Origin of the sequence: Streptomyces sp. NPDC006208 (genome assembly GCF_040613775.1) — a bacterium.
Classification (GTDB): Bacteria; Actinomycetota; Actinomycetes; order Streptomycetales; family Streptomycetaceae; genus Streptomyces.
Window position 1 is genome coordinate 1 of record NZ_JBEXSW010000083.1, and the last position, 18,147, is coordinate 18,147.

At 69.9% G+C, this 18,147-nt stretch carries 12 protein-coding genes and 1 pseudogene; 5 read left to right on the plus strand and 8 right to left on the minus strand.

Features of this window, described 5'->3' with window-relative positions:
• The coding region (locus ABZ208_RS37685; RefSeq protein WP_356913968.1) for a CBS domain-containing protein at positions 1 to 579 on the minus strand (579 nt) is incomplete at its 3' end.
• A 273-nt stretch (positions 580 to 852) separates the two neighbouring features.
• Here ABZ208_RS37685 and ABZ208_RS37690 point away from each other — a divergent pair.
• The 3 genes from ABZ208_RS37690 (at position 853) to ABZ208_RS37700 (ending at position 7,019) form a co-directional block, all read left to right on the plus strand.
• Complete coding sequence (locus ABZ208_RS37690; RefSeq protein WP_356913969.1) at positions 853 to 1,728, plus strand: universal stress protein; 876 nt, start codon at positions 853 to 855, stop codon at positions 1,726 to 1,728.
• Between the two features lie 67 nt (positions 1,729 to 1,795).
• Entirely contained in the window at positions 1,796 to 4,195 is a 2,400-nt protein-coding gene (locus ABZ208_RS37695) for a glycosyl hydrolase family 65 protein (RefSeq protein WP_356913970.1), read from the plus strand.
• Positions 4,196 to 4,577: 382 nt separating this feature from the next.
• Positions 4,578 to 7,019, plus strand: coding sequence for a SpoIIE family protein phosphatase (locus ABZ208_RS37700; protein ID WP_356913971.1), 2,442 nt, complete (start codon positions 4,578 to 4,580; stop codon positions 7,017 to 7,019).
• A gap of 476 nt (positions 7,020 to 7,495) precedes the next feature.
• Here the strand turns inward: ABZ208_RS37700 and ABZ208_RS37705 are convergent, their stop codons facing one another.
• Positions 7,496 to 7,753 carry an SHOCT domain-containing protein gene (locus tag ABZ208_RS37705; protein WP_356913972.1) on the minus strand — a complete coding sequence of 86 codons (258 nt, stop codon included), beginning with the start codon at positions 7,751 to 7,753 and terminating at the stop codon, positions 7,496 to 7,498.
• 394 nt (positions 7,754 to 8,147) lie between these two features.
• Here ABZ208_RS37705 and ABZ208_RS37710 point away from each other — a divergent pair, with 394 nt between their 5' ends.
• Positions 8,148 to 8,288 (plus strand): CBS domain-containing protein, encoded by a 141-nt coding sequence (locus tag ABZ208_RS37710; RefSeq protein ID WP_356913973.1) that lies wholly within the window; start codon positions 8,148 to 8,150, stop codon positions 8,286 to 8,288.
• A 37-nt stretch (positions 8,289 to 8,325) separates the two neighbouring features.
• Here the strand turns inward: ABZ208_RS37710 and ABZ208_RS37715 are convergent, their stop codons facing one another.
• The 6 genes and pseudogenes from ABZ208_RS37715 to ABZ208_RS37740 all read right to left on the minus strand — a co-directional run.
• Positions 8,326 to 8,982, minus strand: coding sequence for a TrkA family potassium uptake protein (locus ABZ208_RS37715; RefSeq protein ID WP_356913974.1), 657 nt, complete (start codon positions 8,980 to 8,982; stop codon positions 8,326 to 8,328).
• Entirely contained in the window at positions 8,979 to 9,638 is a 660-nt protein-coding gene (locus ABZ208_RS37720; RefSeq protein WP_356913975.1) for a TrkA family potassium uptake protein, read from the minus strand. The genes ABZ208_RS37715 and ABZ208_RS37720 overlap by 4 nt, the downstream gene beginning before the upstream one ends.
• Positions 9,635 to 12,370, minus strand: a complete 2,736-nt coding sequence (locus tag ABZ208_RS37725; protein WP_356913976.1) for a cation-transporting P-type ATPase — start codon at positions 12,368 to 12,370, stop codon at positions 9,635 to 9,637. Before ABZ208_RS37725 ends, ABZ208_RS37720 begins: the two co-directional genes overlap by 4 nt.
• A gap of 109 nt (positions 12,371 to 12,479) precedes the next feature.
• Entirely contained in the window at positions 12,480 to 14,963 is a 2,484-nt protein-coding gene (fdhF, locus tag ABZ208_RS37730) for a formate dehydrogenase subunit alpha (RefSeq protein ID WP_356913977.1), read from the minus strand.
• The gene (locus ABZ208_RS37735; RefSeq protein ID WP_356913978.1) at positions 14,960 to 15,838 is read right to left on the minus strand and encodes an NADH-ubiquinone oxidoreductase-F iron-sulfur binding region domain-containing protein; all 879 of its coding nucleotides are present in this window, start codon (positions 15,836 to 15,838) and stop codon (positions 14,960 to 14,962) included. Before ABZ208_RS37735 ends, fdhF begins: the two co-directional genes overlap by 4 nt.
• 141 nt (positions 15,839 to 15,979) lie before the next feature.
• Positions 15,980 to 16,182 (minus strand): annotated as a pseudogene (locus ABZ208_RS37740) (nitroreductase); the annotation flags it as partial.
• 214 nt (positions 16,183 to 16,396) lie between these two features.
• Between ABZ208_RS37740 and ABZ208_RS37745 the strand changes: the two are divergent.
• The coding region (locus ABZ208_RS37745) for a cation-transporting P-type ATPase (RefSeq protein ID WP_356913979.1) at positions 16,397 to 18,147 on the plus strand (1,751 nt) is incomplete at its 3' end.

Consider the following 18,147-nt stretch of genomic DNA (forward strand, 5'->3'; position numbering starts at 1 on the left):
TTTGAGCGTGACCACACCGTTGGTCACATGCACCTGGACCGCGCCTGGGAAGAGCCCCAATGTCTCGTCCAGGATCTCGTCGTCGATCTCCCGGCGGATGTCAGGGTCCGGTCGCAGGAAGACCTGAAGCAGGTCGCGGCGGGTCACGATACCCACCAGGCGGCTGTCCTCATCGACCACGGGCAGCCGCTCGACGCGGTGCTGAGCCATGGTGCGGGCGGCCACGGCGATGGTGTCAGTGGCCTGGACGGTGATCGCCGGCTGCGTCATCAGCTCTCGGGCGCTCATCGCGTGCGCCTTGGTGTCAGCGTTGTGTCCGGCCTCGGTGGCGCCGGCCGGCGGCGATCGCCAGGCCAGCCGTGCGCTGCGGACGGGGCCCGGCTCGGGCGGAACGCCCGCCTGCCGGAGTATGAGGTCGCTCTCGGAGATCACACCGAGCACCTTGTCATCGGTATCGACCACTGGCAGACCGCTGATCCGGTGCACCGCGAGCAGCTTGGCGACCTCTTTGAACGGGGCCTGCGGAGTCACCGAGACGACGTCTTTCACCATCAGGTTGCCGATCTTGCTGTGCTTCATCACTGGCTCCCTCTCGCAGACAGGGCCCTCTCAGGCCACTTCTCCTGCTCTCGGCTCCAGCCTCCGGCAAGAAGGTGACCAGCCCCAGGGTCTGAAGGGGCATCGAGGTGGGCCGAGCGGCCCTATGACTCCACCTTCTCGCAAACCGGCGCGGAGCAACCCGGCCGAACGTCCCGGTCCGAGGGCCGGTCCGCATGTCGCGGTGGATCCAGGGCAGTGCGACGGTGTTCACAGGGCTGCTCGCCATGGCCGGAGAGGAAGGCGGTGGGGACGATGGACCTCCCCTTGGTAGCGGGCGTCGACGGATCGGACTCCAGCCTGCAGGCGGTGGACTGGGCGGTGGACGAAGCGGCACGCCACCGGCTGCCATTGCGCCTGGTCCATGCCTCCTTGTGGGAGCGTTACGAGGAAGGCCGCCCTTCCTTCGGCACCGATCGTCCCGCCGGAGAGGTCATGGCGGAGCACATCATCGCGTCTTCGGCGGAACGCGCCCGGCTTCGCAATCCAGAGGCGAAGGTGTCGGGCGAGGTGCTGCCCGACGACGCCGTGGCCGCGCTATTGGGCCAGGGGCATGGGGCATTCGCCCTGGTCACGGGCTCCCGCGGCCGTAGCGAGCTCGCCGGGCTGCTGCTCGGGTCGGTCAGCCTCACGGTGGCGGCCCGCGCCGTGTGTCCGGTCATCGTGGTCCGTGGCGGCGAGCGGAACCGGCGGGGAGCCTTCCAGAAGGTGGTGGTCGGGGTCGGCGACCCGACCGAGGGCTCTCGCGCCGTACGGTTCGCCTTGCGCGAGGCCGAGGCGCGCGGTTGTGCCCTGGAGGCCGTACGGGCCTGGCGCAGTCCTGGGCACGGGCACGTGGACCAACCGCTCCTTGAGGATGATGCCGTCCGTGCGTACGAGGGACGGGCCTCGACCAATCTCACGGACGCGCTGCGCAGGGAAGTACGGGATCACCCACGCGTCGATGTGTACCGCCGGCCGGTGGAGGGCCCCGCCCACACGGTCCTCCTGGATGCATCGTCCGATGCCGACCTGCTGGTCGTCGGCGCCCTTCGGCGGCACGGCCACTTCGGTCTGCAACTCGGCAGGATCGCCCACGCACTGCTGCATCACTCCGAGTGCCCGGTCGCTGTCATCCCTCAGCGAGCCTGAATCCCGGCGCGTGCGCCGTGCTCCTGCCATCTCGAGACGAACGTGAGAGGAGAGGGGAGGGCGGCGGATGTCGGAGTGGACCTGGGAGTACGAGGGCTATGACCCCGCTGCCGAGCAGTTGCGCGAATCACTGTGCACGCTCGGCAACGGCTACTTCGCCACCCGTGGCGCGGTGCCCGAGAGCAGGGCCGGCCTGGTGCACTACCCCGGGACCTACGCGGCCGGGTGCTACAACCGCCTGGAGTCGACCGTGGCGGGGCGACAGGTGGAGAACGAGGACCTGGTCAATCTCCCGAACTGGTTGCTCCTGCGGTTCCGTCTCCGTTCCGCCGACGGATCGGCGGGCCGGTGGTTCTCCCCGGACACCAGCGCTCTCGTCGATTACCGGCACATCTTGGATATGCGCCGTGCCACGCTCACCCGCACGTTCCGTTTCCGGGACGACGAGGCCGGCGTGTTGAGCGTGGAGCAGATCCGCTTGGTGCACATGGGGGACCCGCACCTGGCTGCGCTGCGGACCCTCTTCTCGGCCGAGGACTGGTCGGGAGAGATCGAGGTGGAGTCCGCCCTCGACGGCGATGTGATCAATGGCAACGTGCACCGTTACAGGTCCCTCAACCGGAGCCACTTGGCTCATGTACAGACGGGAGCACAGAAGCCCGACACGGTGTGGCTGCACTGCCGCACCAGCACCTCCGACATAGGCATCGCCATGGCGGCCCGGACAGTCGTCACCGGGCAGCCTCCGGCCTCGTCAGAGCTTCATCCCGTTCGACACCGTGCCGCCCACCGCCTGGTGATCCCGATCGCTCCAGGCCGACCGGTCGTGGTGGAGAAGACGGTGGCGCTGCATACTTCACGCGATGCGGCGATCAGCAACCCGCTCGGGGCAGCGGTCGAGAGGGTGTCAGAAGCTGCGGACTTCTCGGCCCTGATGGACTCCCACGTCGCCGCGTGGGCGCAGATGTGGCGGCGCGCGGACATCCAGGTGCCCGGCCAGGCCGGCCGCGTCCTGCGCCTGCATCTGTTCCATGTCTTGCAAACACTGTCACCGCACACCGCGGAACTCGACGTGGGTGTGCCAGCCCGCGGGCTGCACGGCGAGGCGTACCGGGGACATGTCTTCTGGGACGAGCTGTTCGTGCTGCCGTATCTGAATCTGCACTTCCCTGATGTGTCGCGGGCGCTGCTGAACTACCGTCACCGGCGCCTCCCGCAGGCTTGCCGGGCTGCCGGCGAGGTGGGCCGGGCGGGGGCGATGTACCCGTGGCAGAGCGGCAGCGACGGCCGCGAGGAGACCCAGCAGCTGCATCTCAACCCCCGTTCGGGCCGCTGGCTGCCCGACAACTCCCGGCTCCAGCACCATGTCGGCTCGGCCATCGCCTACAACGTGTGGCAGTACTGCGAAGCAACTGGAGACACCGAGTACTTGCACACGAAGGGTGCGGAGATGCTGCTGCAGATCGCCCGCTTCTGGGCGGACACCGCCGTCTTCGACCCCGAGTCGGGTCGTTACCGTATCCGTGGCGTGGTCGGCCCGGACGAGTACCACGACAGTTACCCGGGCGCCGCCCGCCCCGGCTTGGACGACAACACGTACACCAACGTCACCGCAGCCTGGGTTCTCAACCGCACCCTCGAACTCGTACGGCGCCTCCCCGAATGGCGCCGACAGGAGCTGTTCGAGCGCATCGAGCTGGAGAGTGACGAGCTCCCGAAGTGGGAGGAAATCTCCCGCCGGTTGCGCGTGCCGTTCCACCAGGGCGTCATCAGCCAGTTCGACGGCTACGGCGACCTCGCCGAGCTGGACTGGGACGCCTACCGCACACGCTACGACAACATCCGGCGGCTGGACCGGATCCTCGAGGCCGAGGGTGACACGGTCAACCGCTACCAGGCCTCCAAACAGGCCGACGTCCTCATGCTGGGCTACCTCTTCTCGCCCGCCGAGCTGCGGCACCTGTTCCGCCGCCTCGGCTATGACATGGACGACGAGGTCTGGCGCAGGACCGTCGACTACTACCTGAAACGCACAAGCCACGGCTCCACCCTCAGTGGTCTCGTCCACGGCTGGGTCCTCGCGCGGAACAGACGGGCCGAGGCATGGAAGTACTGCCAGGAAGCACTGGAAGAGGATGTTGCCGACCTCCAGGGCGGCACGACCGGCGAAGGCGTCCACCTCGGCGCCATGGCCGGAACCCTCGACTTGGTGCAGCGTGGCCTGACCGGCTTGGAGACCCGGGAGGACGCCCTCTGGCTGAACGCGGTGCCGCTTCCGGCGCTGTCCGAATACGGATTCTCACTGCGCTACCGCGGCCACTGGGGCGTCAGCGTACGAATGCAGAGCGGACAGCTGCGGATCGGCGTGCCCGACTCGGAGGAATCACCGATCCGCGTGGTACTGAGCGACCGAGCCGTCACCATCGCACCGGGAGAAACCAGCACGCTCCTACTGCCGGAGGATTGATCTGCCCGGTGTGCCGACAGACGTGGCGACTGCTCAGGGCGGGATGCAACTGCGCCACTTGCTTCCCCGCCGCCGGTCGCTGCTCGGGAGCCTGGAGGCGCTGTGGGGCTCTGGTTGTCGCCAGCGATCGGTCGCACGGCGAGTGTCCCTCGTGTTGCGGGGCCGGACCGAGGGGGCGGCCGGGTGCCTCGTCGGGTAGGTACGCGGCAGTCTCGGTGCGTCGTCCCTCCTCTGCGCCGCCCGCCCACCTGCGTTTGCGTGCAAGGAGAGGTACGAGTGAGAGTGAGAAAAGGAGCCGACGCGACGGAATCCGACGTTTCGCCGCCCTGCGGCCTCTGCTGCGTCTCCCCAGGACCCAAGTCCGGGGCAGGATGGGCGATGAATGGACATGGAGAATGCCACCCCTCTCGGAAACGGCTTCGGCCGACTTCCTGCTCCGGCCACCTCCGCCACAGCAGTCGTCGACGTCAGGGGGACGGTGACAGGGTGGAGTGCCAGCGCCCAACGGCTGCTCGGGTACCCGTACGAGGACGCCGTAGGGCGCCCCGTGGCGCGTCTGCTCGGCGGGGACGCCGACGCCATGGCGGACTTTTCCGCGGTTCTCGAAGGGCGGAGCGGGACGACCCTGCTGCGGCACCAGAACGGCCACTACGTGAAAACCGAGTTGCAGGCGTATCCGTCGCTCGACCGCGAGGGCAACGCACAGTGGCTCATTGTGGCCACATCGCCACATCTGTCACGTTCACAACAGGAGCCGCATCAGGGCGAGGCGACGACGGAGGAAGCCTTCGCGCAGTGCCATCTGCCTTTGATGATCTACGACGCCGACTTGCGGGCCCTGCGGGGGAGCGCCGGCGCGGCCCTCGAGCTGGGCCTCACCGAGGAGCAGATGCACGGTCGGCGCGTCACCGACATCCTGCCTCCCCACATCTGCAGCACGGTAGAAGAGGGAATGCGCCGGGTGTTCGAGACGGGAGAACCGGAGGAGTTCCAGGTGCACGGCCGGCCGCGGCGGGGAGCCGACGAAAGGTTCTGGGCCGTATCCGTGTCCCCCCTGAGGAACCCGGCAGGTCAGGTGCGGCACGTGCAGCTCATCGCGCTCGACGTCACCGAACAGCACCGGGCCCGAGAGCGGCTCCTCCTGCTGAACGACGTCAGCACACAGGTGGGCAGCACCCTTGACGTGACGCGCACGGCTCAGGAAATGGCCGACGTGGCGGTGGGCCGGCTCGCCGACTTCATCAGCATCGACCTGCTGGACCCGCTGTTCCGCGGCGTCGAGCCCATGCCGTCGGCCGAAGGTTCCGTCGCCCTGCGCCGCGCTGCGCAGCAGTCCGTCCTCCCCGACATCCCCGAGTCGGTGATCCAGCCGGGAGAAGTGGACGACTACCCGAAGTCCTCGCCCCCCGCGCGCTGCCTGGCCACGGGGCGGCCCTCGCTGCACCGCACCCTGGATGAAGCCATCGAGAGCTGGCAGGTGTCCGACCCCGAGCGCGCAGCGAAGGTTCGCGCCTTCGGAATGCATTCGATCATGGTCATCCCGCTGTGCGCCCGCGGCATCACCCTCGGGGTGGCCGTACTCGTCCGCCATCGGCGCCGGGAGCCCTTCGACGAGGACGATCTGCTCCTCGCCGAGGAGATTGCCGCACGCGCTGCCGTGGCCGTGGACAACGCCCGCCGCTTCACTCGGGAGCGCACCACCGCTCTGGCCCTGCAACGGAGCCTGCTGCCGCGACGGCTCGCCGCCCAGGAGGCGGTCGAGGTGGCCTACCGCTACATCCCGGCCCGTTCCCGGGCGGGGTTGGGAGGCGACTGGTTCGATGTGATCCCGCTGTCGGGCGCACGGGTCGCCCTGGTCGTCGGAGACGTAGTGGGCCACGGTCTGCGCGCCTCGGCCACCATGGGACGGCTGCGCACCGCGGTACGCACTCTGGCGGACGTCGACCTACCCCCTGAGGAGCTCCTCGTCCACCTCGATGACCTGGTCACCCACCTCAGGACGGAGGAGGACACCGCCACAGATCACGAGCTCGAGATCGTCACCGATCTCATCGCCACATGTCTGTATCTGGTCTACGACCCGGTCTCGCTCCGCTGCACCGCCGCCGGCGCAGGCCACCCCCCGCCCGCCGTGGTCACGCCCGACTGCACGGCGGAGTTCATCGATCTTCCTGTCGGCCCTCCGCTGGGAGTGGGTGGGCTGCCTTTCGAAGCGGTCGAATGGGAAGTGCCCCCAGGCAGCCTCCTCGTGCTGTACACGGACGGCCTCGTCGAGGTTCCCGAGCACGACCTCGGAAGGGGCATGGCGCTGCTGCGCCAGCGCCTTGAGCGGCCCGCTCGCTCGCTGGAGGCCACCTGCGACGACCTGATCCAGACCCTGCTCCCCGCCCAGCCGTCGGACGACGTCGCACTGCTCATCGCGCGCACCCGAGCTCTCGACACAGGCCAGGTCGCCACCTGGGATCTGCCTCCCGACCCCGCCGCCGTGGCCGGCGCCCGTAACGAGGTCGCCCGTCGCCTGGCGGACTGGGGACTGCACGAGGTCGCCTTCACCGCCGAGTTGGTGGTGAGCGAGTTGGTCACCAACGCGATCCGCTACGGAGGCCCTCCCATTCAGCTGCGCCTGATCCGCGACACGGTTCTCATCTGCGAGGTCTCCGACGGCAGCAGCACCGCCCCGCACATGCGGCGAGCCCGCATCTTCGACGAAGGCGGGCGCGGCCTGCTGCTCGTCGCCCAGTTCGCCGAGCGTTGGGGCACCCGCCACCTGACCGGAGGGAAGTCGATCTGGGCAGAGATCGACATTCAGAACGAGCGGCAGTGACGACGCCCGGCCGCCTGCCCACCGTCTCCTCCATTCCGCCCGGAACCAACACGGCAGTTGGGCCGGACAACTGCTCTCATGCCTACCGGATGCACGCGCCACCCGCGAGATCCCACGTCGTCGGCCGGGGCACACCTCGGGCTGGGCCCGGACGGCACTGGACACGGCGGGTTGTGGGTTGCGTGCAAGAAGTCATGCGTCTCCAGGCCCGGCTGAGACCGGAGCGTCCGCCGCGTGCGACGGGGTCCCGGCGAAAATCCGGGAACACGGAGACACCTGCTCCGGGTCATGGGCTTGGTCTCAGCGAGGGTGCCGGAGCCTTGGGCGGCGAGTGCCACCCGGGCGTCGTGACCATCTCGGCGAATCTCTGCGGCTCCCTTGGGGCGACTGGCGCCCCAGCTCACTGCGGGCCCCGGTAGCGCACCGAGACTCTCGCTGGAATACCCCCAGCGGCAGCCGACGGCCACGCAGCCCGGTCACCGGGGCCCCGGCCGGTGAGCGGCGAGGCGTTTGCGTGCCTCGGTGTAGGTATCCTCATCGATCTCGCCGGAAGCGAAGCGGCGGTCGAGGATCTCCTCCGGCGTTTCCCTCGGTGTCTTCCGGGGGTCCGTGGCGTCCTGGCTTCTGGCCGAGTGCTGCGTCAGCCGCACGACCGCCCACACCACAAGGCCGATCAATGCGATCCACAGCAGGGGCATGAAGGCCGTCCAGGCCCAGCCACCATTCCAGTACATCACCGTGGCTCACCTCCTGGGACTCCTCCACTCTCCACGCGTACCGAGAAGGGCACCAGTGCACATCGGCCTCGCCCCCTGGACCGGTCGGCCCTCTGTGTCCGCTCGGTGGCAGCCTGATCCCTCGCCGCCCACGGTGGCCGGGCCGAAGGCTTCGTCGGCGTGCGTACGGCATCCGAAGAACCCACACTGGCCGTGATGAGTACCAGTCGGGGCGGCTCCAGCCCCAAGGCGCCTCCCCGCCCAGACCGCGAGGCTCGAAGGCCACGGCCATGACCACTGCACGGGAGATCATGCACACGGCGGCCGCCTGCGTGCAGCCGCGGGCCAGCTCGCGCAGGGCAAACCGATCACGATCGATGCCGAGGCCGGCACGGACCAAGTCCTCCGAGCCATGGTGGAGCACAAGATCCGGCGGCTTCCGGTCATCGACAACCATCGGCTGGTCGGCATGATCAGCGAGGCGGACCTCGCACGTCGCCTGCCGGAGGAACAGGTGGGCCACTTCGTCGAGGTGGTCTGCGCGACCCACTGACCACTTGGCCGCGCCTTTGGTTCGGGGCGGACGGCCGTCATTGGAAGGCGGCGTGGATCTCCTGTTCGGTGGCGGCGTGGGAGACGATGAGGAGTTCGTCGCCGGGTTGGAGCCGCATCTCGGGAGCGGGGACGGTGGGTTGGCCGTCGCGGATCACGGTGGCGATGACGGTGCCTGTGGGGAGGGTGATCTCGGCGAGCGTGCAACCTGCGGCGCGGGACTGCGGTGTGATGGCGGTTTCGATGACGTCGACGCCCGCTTTGCTCAGGCGCAGGAGGGCGACGGTGGCCGTGGCGCCGGTGGCTTCCTCGATGAGGGAGATCAGGGGGGTGGCGGCGGGGACGGCGGTGTCGACTCCCCATTTCTGGTCGAAGAGCCAGGTGTTTTCCGCGTCGTTGACGCGTGCCGCGACGCGGGGGACGGCGAACTGCCGTTTGGCGAGGAGGCTGATGACGAGGTTGTCCTCGTCGTTGCCGGTGGCGGCGATGACGAGGTCGGCAGTGAGTACGCCCGCATGCTCGAGGAAGGTGGGCTCGCAGGCGTCTCCGGCCACGAGGCGCACAGGAACGTGGCCTTCGAGTTCGGCGATGCGGTCCTCGTCGACATCGACGAGAGTGACGTCGTTGCGGGTGGCGGCGAGGACCTGGGCGATCTGGGTGCCCAGGCGCCCGGCGCCGGCGATGAGAGCCTTCATGTCCCCAACTCCTTGTCCAGGAAACCGCGCAGCCGGCCGAGTGCGGTGGCGGCGACCGCGAAGGTGACCAGGTCTCCGGGCTCGGTGGGGGTGTCGTGGGCGGGCACGAGCGAGCGACCTGCGCGGGTAACCTCCACGACGCGGATCTCGCCGTCCACGTCGAACTCGGTCAGCCGTCGGCCGGTGAGGTAGGCGGGTAGCTGGGAGCGAACCAGGAGCGTCTCGCCGTTGCCGAAGGCGAGTTCGGGCGTGAGGTGGCGGTGCAGGAGCATCTGGTGGATCTGGTGGACCGTCCAGCGGACGCTGGCGATGGTAGGAATGCCGAGCTCGCGGTAGATGTCGGCGCGGCGGGGATCGTAAATGCGGGCGAGGACGATCGGGACGCGGTAGGTCTCCTTGGCCGTCCGTGCGCCGACGACATTGCTGTTGTCACCCGAGGTGACGGCGACGAACGCGTCTGCGTGCTCGATTCCGGCGGCCTCGAGCACCTCGCGGCTGTACGCGTTGCCTTCGTGGAACTGGCCCGGGAAGCCGGCCGGGAGCCGCTTGCGGGTCCTGGACAGGCGGTCGATGACCCGCACGTCGTGGCCTTCGGCGACGAGCTGGACGGCGAGCATGGACCCGGCCCGCCCGCAGCCTGCGATGATCACTCTCATCGCACTTCTCCTTTCGGACTCGGCAGCCGGCGGCGGCGTAGCCACCACTTGCGGGTCTCTTCGGCGGCCAGCAACAGTGCGCCGAAACCGGCGAGGACTGCCCAGTCGGTGGCGGCCAGCGGCGCGGTGTTGAACACAGCCTGGAGCGGGGGCAGGTAGCTGATGGCCGCCATCAGGGAGATTCCGAAGCATCCGGCGGCCAGCAGCCACGGGTTGGACAGCAGGCCGATCCGGAACACGCTCTGCCGGTCGGTGCGCACCGCGAGGGCGTTGAAGAACTGGCTGACCACGATCCCGGCCTGGACCAGGGTGATCGCCTCGCGGTAGACGGTGGTGTCCTCGGTGAAGTCGGAGTACGCAATTCCGGAGGCGTGGATGTGCCAGAAGAACACGGCGGTCACGCCGAGTGCCTGGATGCCGCCCAAAAACACGATGCGTCCCATCACGGCGGTGGAGAACAGGCGTTCCCGCCGGGAGCGGGGCGGCCGGTCCATCACGTCGGGTTCCGGCGGCTCGGCGCCCAGCGCCAGGGCGGGCAGGACGTCGGAGCCGAGGTCGATCGCGAGGATCTGTACGGCGGTGATCGGGACCAGCGGGAATCCGGCGAAGGTCGCGGCCAGGATCGGGACGAGCTCGGCGATGTTGTGGCTGAAGAGGTAGATCAGGAACTTGCGGATGTTCTGGTAGACCGACCGTCCGAGCCTCACCGCCGCGGCGATGGAGGCGAACGAGTCGTCCAGCAGCACCATCACCGCGGCTTCCCGGGCGACGTCGGTGCCGGAGGCGCCCATTGCGACGCCGATGTCGGCGTGCTTGAGGGCCGGGGCGTCGTTGGCGCCGTCGCCGGTGACCGCAACGACCTCGCCACGCCGCTGCAGCACGGTGACCACCCGCATCTTGTGCTCGGGGCTGACCCGGCACAGCAGCAGCTCGCCCGATGCGGCCAGCAGCATGTCGAGGCCGTCGTCGTCCAGGGCGTCGAGCCGGGCGCCGGTCACCACGGTGGGCGCAGGCCGGGAGACGATGCCGACCCGGCGGGCGACGGCCTCCGCGGTCAGCGGATGGTCCCCGGTGACCATGACGACACGGATGTGGGCCCGCCGGCAGGCGGTGACCGCGTCGCTGACCTCAGGCCGCGGCGGGTCGAGCATGCCAACGAGCCCCAGTAGCGTCAGCTCCGATTCAACCTCGTGCCGGTCGGGGTGGGGGGCGGTCACGGGCCGCGAGGCCACCGCCAGCACCCGCAGTCCCTGTGAGGCCAGCTCGTCGTTCGACGCGGTAACGGTGGTGCGCAACTCATCGGTCAGTGGCCGCGGCTCACCTCTCCAGTCGATGGAGGTGCAGCGCGCGAGGAGCTCCTGCGGCGCGCCCTTGACGTACGCGTGGTAGTCGTCCGCGTCGCCGTGCACGGTACTCATCAGCTTGCGGACCGAGTCGAAGGGGTACTCCGCTACACGTGGCGCCGCCGTTTCCTCGGCGGCCCGGTCGAGTCCAGCCTTCGCCGCGGCCACGAGCAGCGCTCCCTCAGTGGTGTCGCCGAGCACCCGCCAGCCCGCGCGATCCGATGGCGGTACCACCCTGGCGTTGCAGCACAATGCCGCCGCCCGCAGCAGCCCGCGCACCGGCTGCGGCTCGGCCACGTCCCCGACAGGCGCGTAGCCCACCCCTGACACGGCGTGCAGCACCCCGCCGGCCCACACCTGCACGACGGTCATCTCAGCCTGGGTGAGCGTCCCGGTCTTGTCCGTGCACACGACGGTGGTGGACCCGAGCGCCTCCACCGCCAGCAACTGCTTGACCAGCGCGTGCCGACGGGCCATGCGTCGTACCCCGATCGCCAGCGACACCGACAGCGTCGCGGGCAGGCCCTCAGGCACGAGTGCGACCATCACCCCGAGCGCGAACACGAAGGTCTCGACGAACGGCTGCCCGGTGGGCACACGCACTGCGAACAAACCCGCCCCGATGGCCAGCGCCGTTCCCGCCACTCGGCGGGCCATCGAGGCGACCTGGCGCTGCAGCGGAGTCTTCTGACGCGGTGCCGCGGCTGCGAGCCGGAAGATCCCTCCGAATTCGGTTGCCGCGCCCGTGGCGAACACCACGGCCTTCGCGGAGCCCGCCACGACATCGGTGCCCATGAACACGCAGTTGCGGGCCTCCAGTACCGGGCCGTCCGCCACGGGCTCAGCCGTACGACCGACGGCATCGCTCTCCCCCGTCAGAGCCGCGTTGTTCATGGAGACCTCGTGTGCCTCCACGAGGCGGCAGTCCGCCGAGACCGCGTCCCCGGCTTCCAGGACGACGACGTCCCCGGGTACCAGGTCACGCGCGGGCAGCTCCCGCCGCTGCCCGTCGCGCAGTACCCGGCATGTGTGCGGCACCATGGCCTGCAGCGACTCCGCCGTCCGCTCGGCCGAGTACTCCTGCGCGAAACCGATGGCCGCGTTCAGCACCACCACACCCAGAATCGCGATGGCCAGCTGCAAGGTGCCCACGTCCTGTGGCTCCTGCAGTCCATACGCCAGGAATGTGATCGCCGATGCGACGAGCAGTACGACGGCGAAGAGGTCGGTGAACTGGCCGACGAGGTCTCGCCACAATCCCCTCCGCCTCGCGGGCGGAAGATCGTTGGGCCCGAACCGCTCCCGCCGCGCCGCCGCATCCGCCGACGCCAGTCCCCGCGGCGAGGTGTCCAGCGAGGCAAGGACCTCCCCTGCCGCCAGCGACTGCACGGGGGGACCGCACGTCCCGCTCGGGGCCGCCGGCCTGCGGCCCCCGTCTCCGGGCTGCTTCGTTACGGAGGTTCCGGTGCCCATCATCGAGCGCCTCGCACCGCCGCTGTCACGGCGCGGTCACGCGGACCGCCGTGACCTTGTACTCGGGGCAGGACGTGACGGTGTCCGCGTGGTCGGAGGTGAGGCGGTTCACTCCACTCGCGGGGAAGTGGAAGGAGCAGAAGGCCTGGCCGGGGGCCGTCTGTTCGCTGCCCCGGGCGGTGAGCCGGGCCCGGCCGTGCCGGCTCTCCACGGAGATCTGCGTGCTGTCCCGCACGTCGTACCGGACGGCGTCGTCGGGATTGAGATCGAGGAAGTCGACCGGATCGAGTGCGAGGTTGCCGCCGCGCCGGGTCATGCTCCCGGAGTTGTAGTGGGCCCAGCGCCGCCCGGTGACCAGGACCAGCGGATAGTCGTCGTCGGGCTGGTCACCGGGCGGGAGATAGGGGGCTGCGGCCAGGTGGGCCCGCCCGTCCGGCGTGGCGAAGTGCTTTGTGTACAGCTTGGCCTCCCCCGGCCGGTCGGGGTCCGGGCACGGCCAGGGCACAGCGTCCTCGCGGTCCAGGCGGGCGTGGGAGAGCCCGGCGAAGACGGGCGCGACCCGCCCGCACTCGGCCAGGGCATCGGCCGGAGTCGCGCAGCCCAGGTCGACTCCCATCACCGCGGCAAGGGAACGTACGACGTCGCAGTCGCTTCGGGCCTCTCCCGGTGGGTGCACGGCCGGGCGGACCCGCTGGAACCGGCGGTCGAAGTTGACGAAGGTGCCGTCTTTCTCCAGCCAGGAGGCGACCGGTAGTACCACGTCTGCGTGCCCGGCGGTCTCGGACAGGAACAGTTCGTTGCAGGCGACGAGCGGGCACGCGTCGAGGGCCTGGGCCACCCGGTTCGCGTCGGGGTCGGTGGCGCACACGTCCTCGCCGATGACCCACAGCGCCCGCAGATCCCCGGCCCGCGCGGCGGTGAACATGTCCGGGATCCGCAGGCCGGGCCGATGCGGAACCGGGACGCCCCACACCGCCTCGGCCCGGGATCGTGCGGCCGGGTCGGTCACCTTCCCGTAGCCGGGCACCAAGTCGGGCAGCGCGCCCATGTCGGAGGCGCCTTGGACGTTGTTCCGGCCGCGCAGCGGGTTGACCCCGTGCCCGCGGCCGGTGCCCATGGCACCTCGCAGGATCGCCAGGTTTGCCAGCGACCGCACCCCGTCCGTTCCGTGCAGGTGCTCGGTGACGCCCAGGCCGTAGACGATCGCGGGGCGCTGGGCCCGGCCGTAGAGCCGGGCGGCGGCGATCAGGTCCGCGGCGGGTATCCCCGTGATGTCCGCGACCCGTTGGGGCGGGTAGTCGTCCAGCAGCTCGGCGAGTTCCGGAAGGCCTGTTGCTCGTCGGCGCAGGAAATCCTCATCGATCAGTCCTTCTCCGAGCAGGACGTGCGCGAGCCCGTGAAACAGTGCGACGTTGGTGCCGGGGCAGGGGCGCAGATGGACGTCGGCATGCAAGGCGAGGCCGATGGCGCGGGGGTCTGCGACGACCAGCTTGGCCCCGTGCAGCACGCGCCGGAGCAGTCGCGCTCCGACCACCGGGTGGGCCTCGACGGGGTTGGCGCCCACCACCAGCAGGCAGTCGGCCCGCTCGACATCGTCGAAGCTGTCGGTGCCGCCGGAGAGTCCGAAGGAGGCGGTCAGGCCGGCGGCGGACGGGGAGTGGCACAGACGCGAGCAGTTGTCGACGTTGTTCGTGCCGATGACGACCCGCATGAACTTCTGGACCAGGTAGTTCTCCTCGTTGGTGGCGCGGGCCGACGAGATCGCCGCCACCGCATCCGCACCGCCCGCCTCAACGGCCTTGCGCAACCCCCGGGCGACATGGCCGAGCGCCTCGTCCCAGCCGACCGGCTCCAGGCGGCCGTCGCGTCGCAGCAGCGGTCGGGTGAGCCGTTCGGAGGAGGTGAGATATCCATGGGCGAAGCGGCCCTTGACACATGCGTGCCCCTGGTTGACCGGGCCGTCCCGGGCGGGCAGAACGGCGGTGACTTCGCCGTCCTGGGCGGCGACCTCGAGGGAACACCCGACGCCGCAGTAGCCGCAGGTCGTGCGCGTCCGGACCGCCGCTGCCCGGCTCGCGGAGGTGAGCGCGAGGTGGACGTACGGGTGTGAGTCGTCCCTGCCCCGGCCCGCGGAGCTCTGTGCCGTCTCGGGGCTGATGCCCATCGACCGGCAGACATGCGCCAGCTCGCTGGGGTTGCCGTCGGCGAGGGCCCGGGGCGGCAGGGAGGAGGCGATGAGTTCCACCGCTTCCCTGCGCAGTTGCCGCAGATCGTCGGTGGTGGTTTCGACGCGGACGCCGGATGCGGCCGGGGTCACGCAGGCGGCCGCGATCTGCCCGTCGGCCCGTACGAGACATGTACGGCAGGACCCGGCAGGGCTGAGCCGGTCATCGGAACAGAGCGCGGGCAGCGCGATCCCGGCCGAATGGACCGCCGTGAGCAGTGCGGCTCCCTCAGGCACGTGGACACCTGTGCCCTCGACCTCGACCTCGATCTCGAGTTCGGTCATGGGCCCCATCCAGCCAGTCGATCCCCATAGGCGCGGGCGAGACTGTGCACGGCAGGCGGAATGCGCCGTCCGAAGGCACACAGACTCGCCTCGGCGAGGAGCCGGGAAAGCCGTTCCCACTCCTGTCCCGGCGGGGTACCGGCGGATGCCATGTCCAGGCCCCGGCGCGAGCCGACTCGGCAGGGTGAGCACGCGCCGCAGCTCTCGGCCGCGGCGAACTCCCACACGTGGTGCAGCACTTCCTCCGGTGTCACGCGCTCGTCGAAGGCGACGAGACCGGCGTGGCCAAGGGCGGCGCCCCAGGCCGACAGTTCTGCCTCCGACAGGAGTACGTCCAGCGAGTCGGCGGCGAGGAAGCCGCCCAGTGGACCGCCGATCTGGAGAGCGACCAGTTCAGCGCCGTCCTTCAGGCCGCCGCCCAGTTCGGTGACGATCCGCTGCACTGATGTGCCGAGCTCGACCTCGTAGCAACCCGGCCGGGCGAACCGCTCGGAAAGGGAGACCGGCTCCGCATTGTTGACCACGGTCGGCGCGTCCCACAGGCCGTGCTCCGTCGGGTACGGCGGGCGTGGCCGGGCGCATCCGCGGCCGCCCTCCAGACTCGCGATCAGAGCGGTCTCCTCACCGGCGACGTAGGATCCCGCGCCATCGACGACCTGGATGTCCACGGAGGTGGTCGTGCCGTGCACGGATAGGCCGAGATGGCCGCAGGCGTACGCCTGACCGACTGCTTCCCGCATCCGCGCCAGAGCGGCCGGGTACTCAGAGCGCACCAGCACCAGCCCCTGGCCTGCTCCGCATGCGAAGCAGGCTCCACGCCGGTCGGCCAGGGCCCGGAAGGCGTCGAAGCGGCCCGCGGGGTGAACGGGAGCCATGTCTTCATCGTGGACGCGGTCGCACGGCGCTGCATCCGGGGCGACACCTGCCGACGACGCACCCGTCCCTGGGATGTGCAGCAACGCCAGCAAGGCCGGGGGCGCCCCCACGCCAATTCGTCGTCTGCCCCCCAAGGGCCCGGAGAGGTCCACCAAGGCGAACAGCCAGGGGTCTGCCGGATCACCGACCAACCAGCATGTGCCGCCGCCACGCGCAGATTGAGCAGGGCGGCTCCACAGCCGAGATGGAGCGCACGGTTCGTGGGGTCCGCCTTCGGCATGGTGCGCGTGGGATCGCCGCGCAGCTGCAAGATCCCGCTGTCGCGCAGAAAGCGGAACCTCAGTGCTCATCGCTGGTCAATCCCTTCCGAACGCGCTGGTCCCTGCCGGCCCGATCATCAGCGTGGAACGGACACCACCCCGCGTACAGGGCCCTAGGGGCCACGTTCCGGTACCAAATGGATCCAAGGGCTGAATAGGATATTCCGGAGCTATCTGCCCGCTCGACGCCGTTGCCACCCAGGGCGAGACGTGCCCCGGCCGAACGTAGAGGCGCCCGTGACCCCCCGCCCCGTGCAGACCACGCCCACTGGCGACGAGCACCCTGCCGGGCTCACGGAGCAAGAGGCGGCGCGCCGTCTCTTCGAGTACGGCCGCAACGAGGTCGCCGCACGGCGTGCCGTGCGGATGCACACGCGCGTGCTCGCCCAGCTCCGGGATCCGTTGATCATGGTTCTCCTCGGTGCAGTGGTCCTGACCGTCGCCATTGGTGATCACGCTGATTCCGTCGTCATCGCCCTTGTGATCGTCGTGAACACCACGGTCGGCGTGATCCAGGAGATCAGGGCCGACAACGCGGTGGCCGCACTGTCGGCCATGTCCGCGCCGAGCGCACGAGTACTGCGCGACGGCACGGACCGGGAGGTGCCTGCCACGGAAGTTGTGCCGGGAGACGTGCTGCTGCTGGGCGAAGGCGACATCGTGCCCGCAGACGCCCGGCTCATGGAGGCGTCGGCGCTGCTCGTCGACGAGTCGATGCTGACGGGTGAGTCCGTTCCGGTCGACAAGGACCTTCGCTCCGAGCTGCCGGAGGCGGCGACGCTGAGCGCCGGCACTGTCGTCGTACGGGGGCGGGGGGTGGCAGAGGTGACGGCCACGGGGGCGGCGAGTGCCCTCGGCCGTATTGCCGCGTTGCTGGTGGGCCGGCTGGAGCCGACACCGCTCCAGCGGCGGCTGGCATCCCTGGGCCGCGTACTTGCTGTCGTCACGCTTGCGTTGTGTGTGCTCGTGTTCGGGCTGGGCCTCCTGCGCGGTCAGGGACTCGGGACGATGGCGGTGACGGCGATCAGCCTGGCGGTCGCCGCCGTTCCGGAGTCGCTGCCCGCCGTTGTCACCTTGGCGCTGGCCTTGGGCGCCCGTCGGATGGCAGCTCGGCATGCCGTGGTACGGCGGCTGCCTGCGGTGGAGACGCTCGGCTCGGTGACCGTGCTCGGGGCCGACAAGACGGGCACCCTCACCGAAGGCCGCATGGTGGTCGAACACGTCTGGACACCCGGCGGCGCGGTCGACTTCACCGGCGTCGGCTACGAGCCGACGGGTGAGACGCGCGTCGGCGGAAGGATGGCAACCGCTGCCGAACTCGTCCCCGTACAGGAAGTGCTGACCGTTGCCGCGCTGTGCAACGATGCCACCCTGCGTCCGCCGCCGGCAGAAGCTGAGCACGACGAACGCTGGACGGCCTCAGGCGATCCCACGGAAGCAGCGCTGCTCACCGCCGCGGCCAAGGTCGGCTGCGCCGACCACCACGTGCTGCGGCAGCGGTATCCGCGAACGGCCGAGGAGCCGTTCGACAGCATGCGCAAGCGCATGACGACGCTGCACATGACTCCGTCCGGCCATGTGATGGTGTGCTTGAAGGGCGCTCCGGAGGCCGTCGTCCAGGAGACTGTGCTCGACGAGAGCGCAGACCGGCTCGAGGGCGTCCGGCAGGAAGCGGCACGGCTGGCCGCGCAGGGTTACCGAGTACTCGCTGTTGCCTCGGCACTGCGCGACGACCCGCTGGTGCACGTCGCCGATGCCGAGACGCACCTTCGCCTGCTCGGCCTTGTGGCGCTGAACGATCCCCCGAAGGCCGCTGCGACCGCAACGCTCGCTTCCTGCCGGGCTGCGGGCATCACTCCGGTACTCATCACCGGTGACCATCCCGCCACCGCACGGGCGATCGCTGCGCGAGTGGGACTGCTCGACGCCGGCTCCGAGGCCCGCGACGTCGTCACCGGCCCCGCCCTGGCATCCGGAGCCGTCGGCGA

Coding starts and splice junctions, on each gene's coding strand:
- ABZ208_RS37695 (WP_356913970.1), top strand. CDS start 1,796: ATGTCGGAGTGGACCTGGGAGTACGAGGGCTATGACCCCGCTGCCGAG.
- ABZ208_RS37720 (WP_356913975.1), bottom strand. CDS start 9,638: ATGAGAGTGATCATCGCAGGCTGCGGGCGGGCCGGGTCCATGCTCGCC.
- ABZ208_RS37710 (WP_356913973.1), top strand. CDS start 8,148: ATGGTGGAGCACAAGATCCGGCGGCTTCCGGTCATCGACAACCATCGG.
- ABZ208_RS37705 (WP_356913972.1), bottom strand. CDS start 7,753: ATGTACTGGAATGGTGGCTGGGCCTGGACGGCCTTCATGCCCCTGCTG.
- fdhF (WP_356913977.1), bottom strand. CDS start 14,963: ATGACCGAACTCGAGATCGAGGTCGAGGTCGAGGGCACAGGTGTCCAC.
- ABZ208_RS37715 (WP_356913974.1), bottom strand. CDS start 8,982: ATGAAGGCTCTCATCGCCGGCGCCGGGCGCCTGGGCACCCAGATCGCC.
- ABZ208_RS37690 (WP_356913969.1), top strand. CDS start 853: ATGGACCTCCCCTTGGTAGCGGGCGTCGACGGATCGGACTCCAGCCTG.
- ABZ208_RS37700 (WP_356913971.1), top strand. CDS start 4,578: ATGGACATGGAGAATGCCACCCCTCTCGGAAACGGCTTCGGCCGACTT.
- ABZ208_RS37735 (WP_356913978.1), bottom strand. CDS start 15,838: ATGGCTCCCGTTCACCCCGCGGGCCGCTTCGACGCCTTCCGGGCCCTG.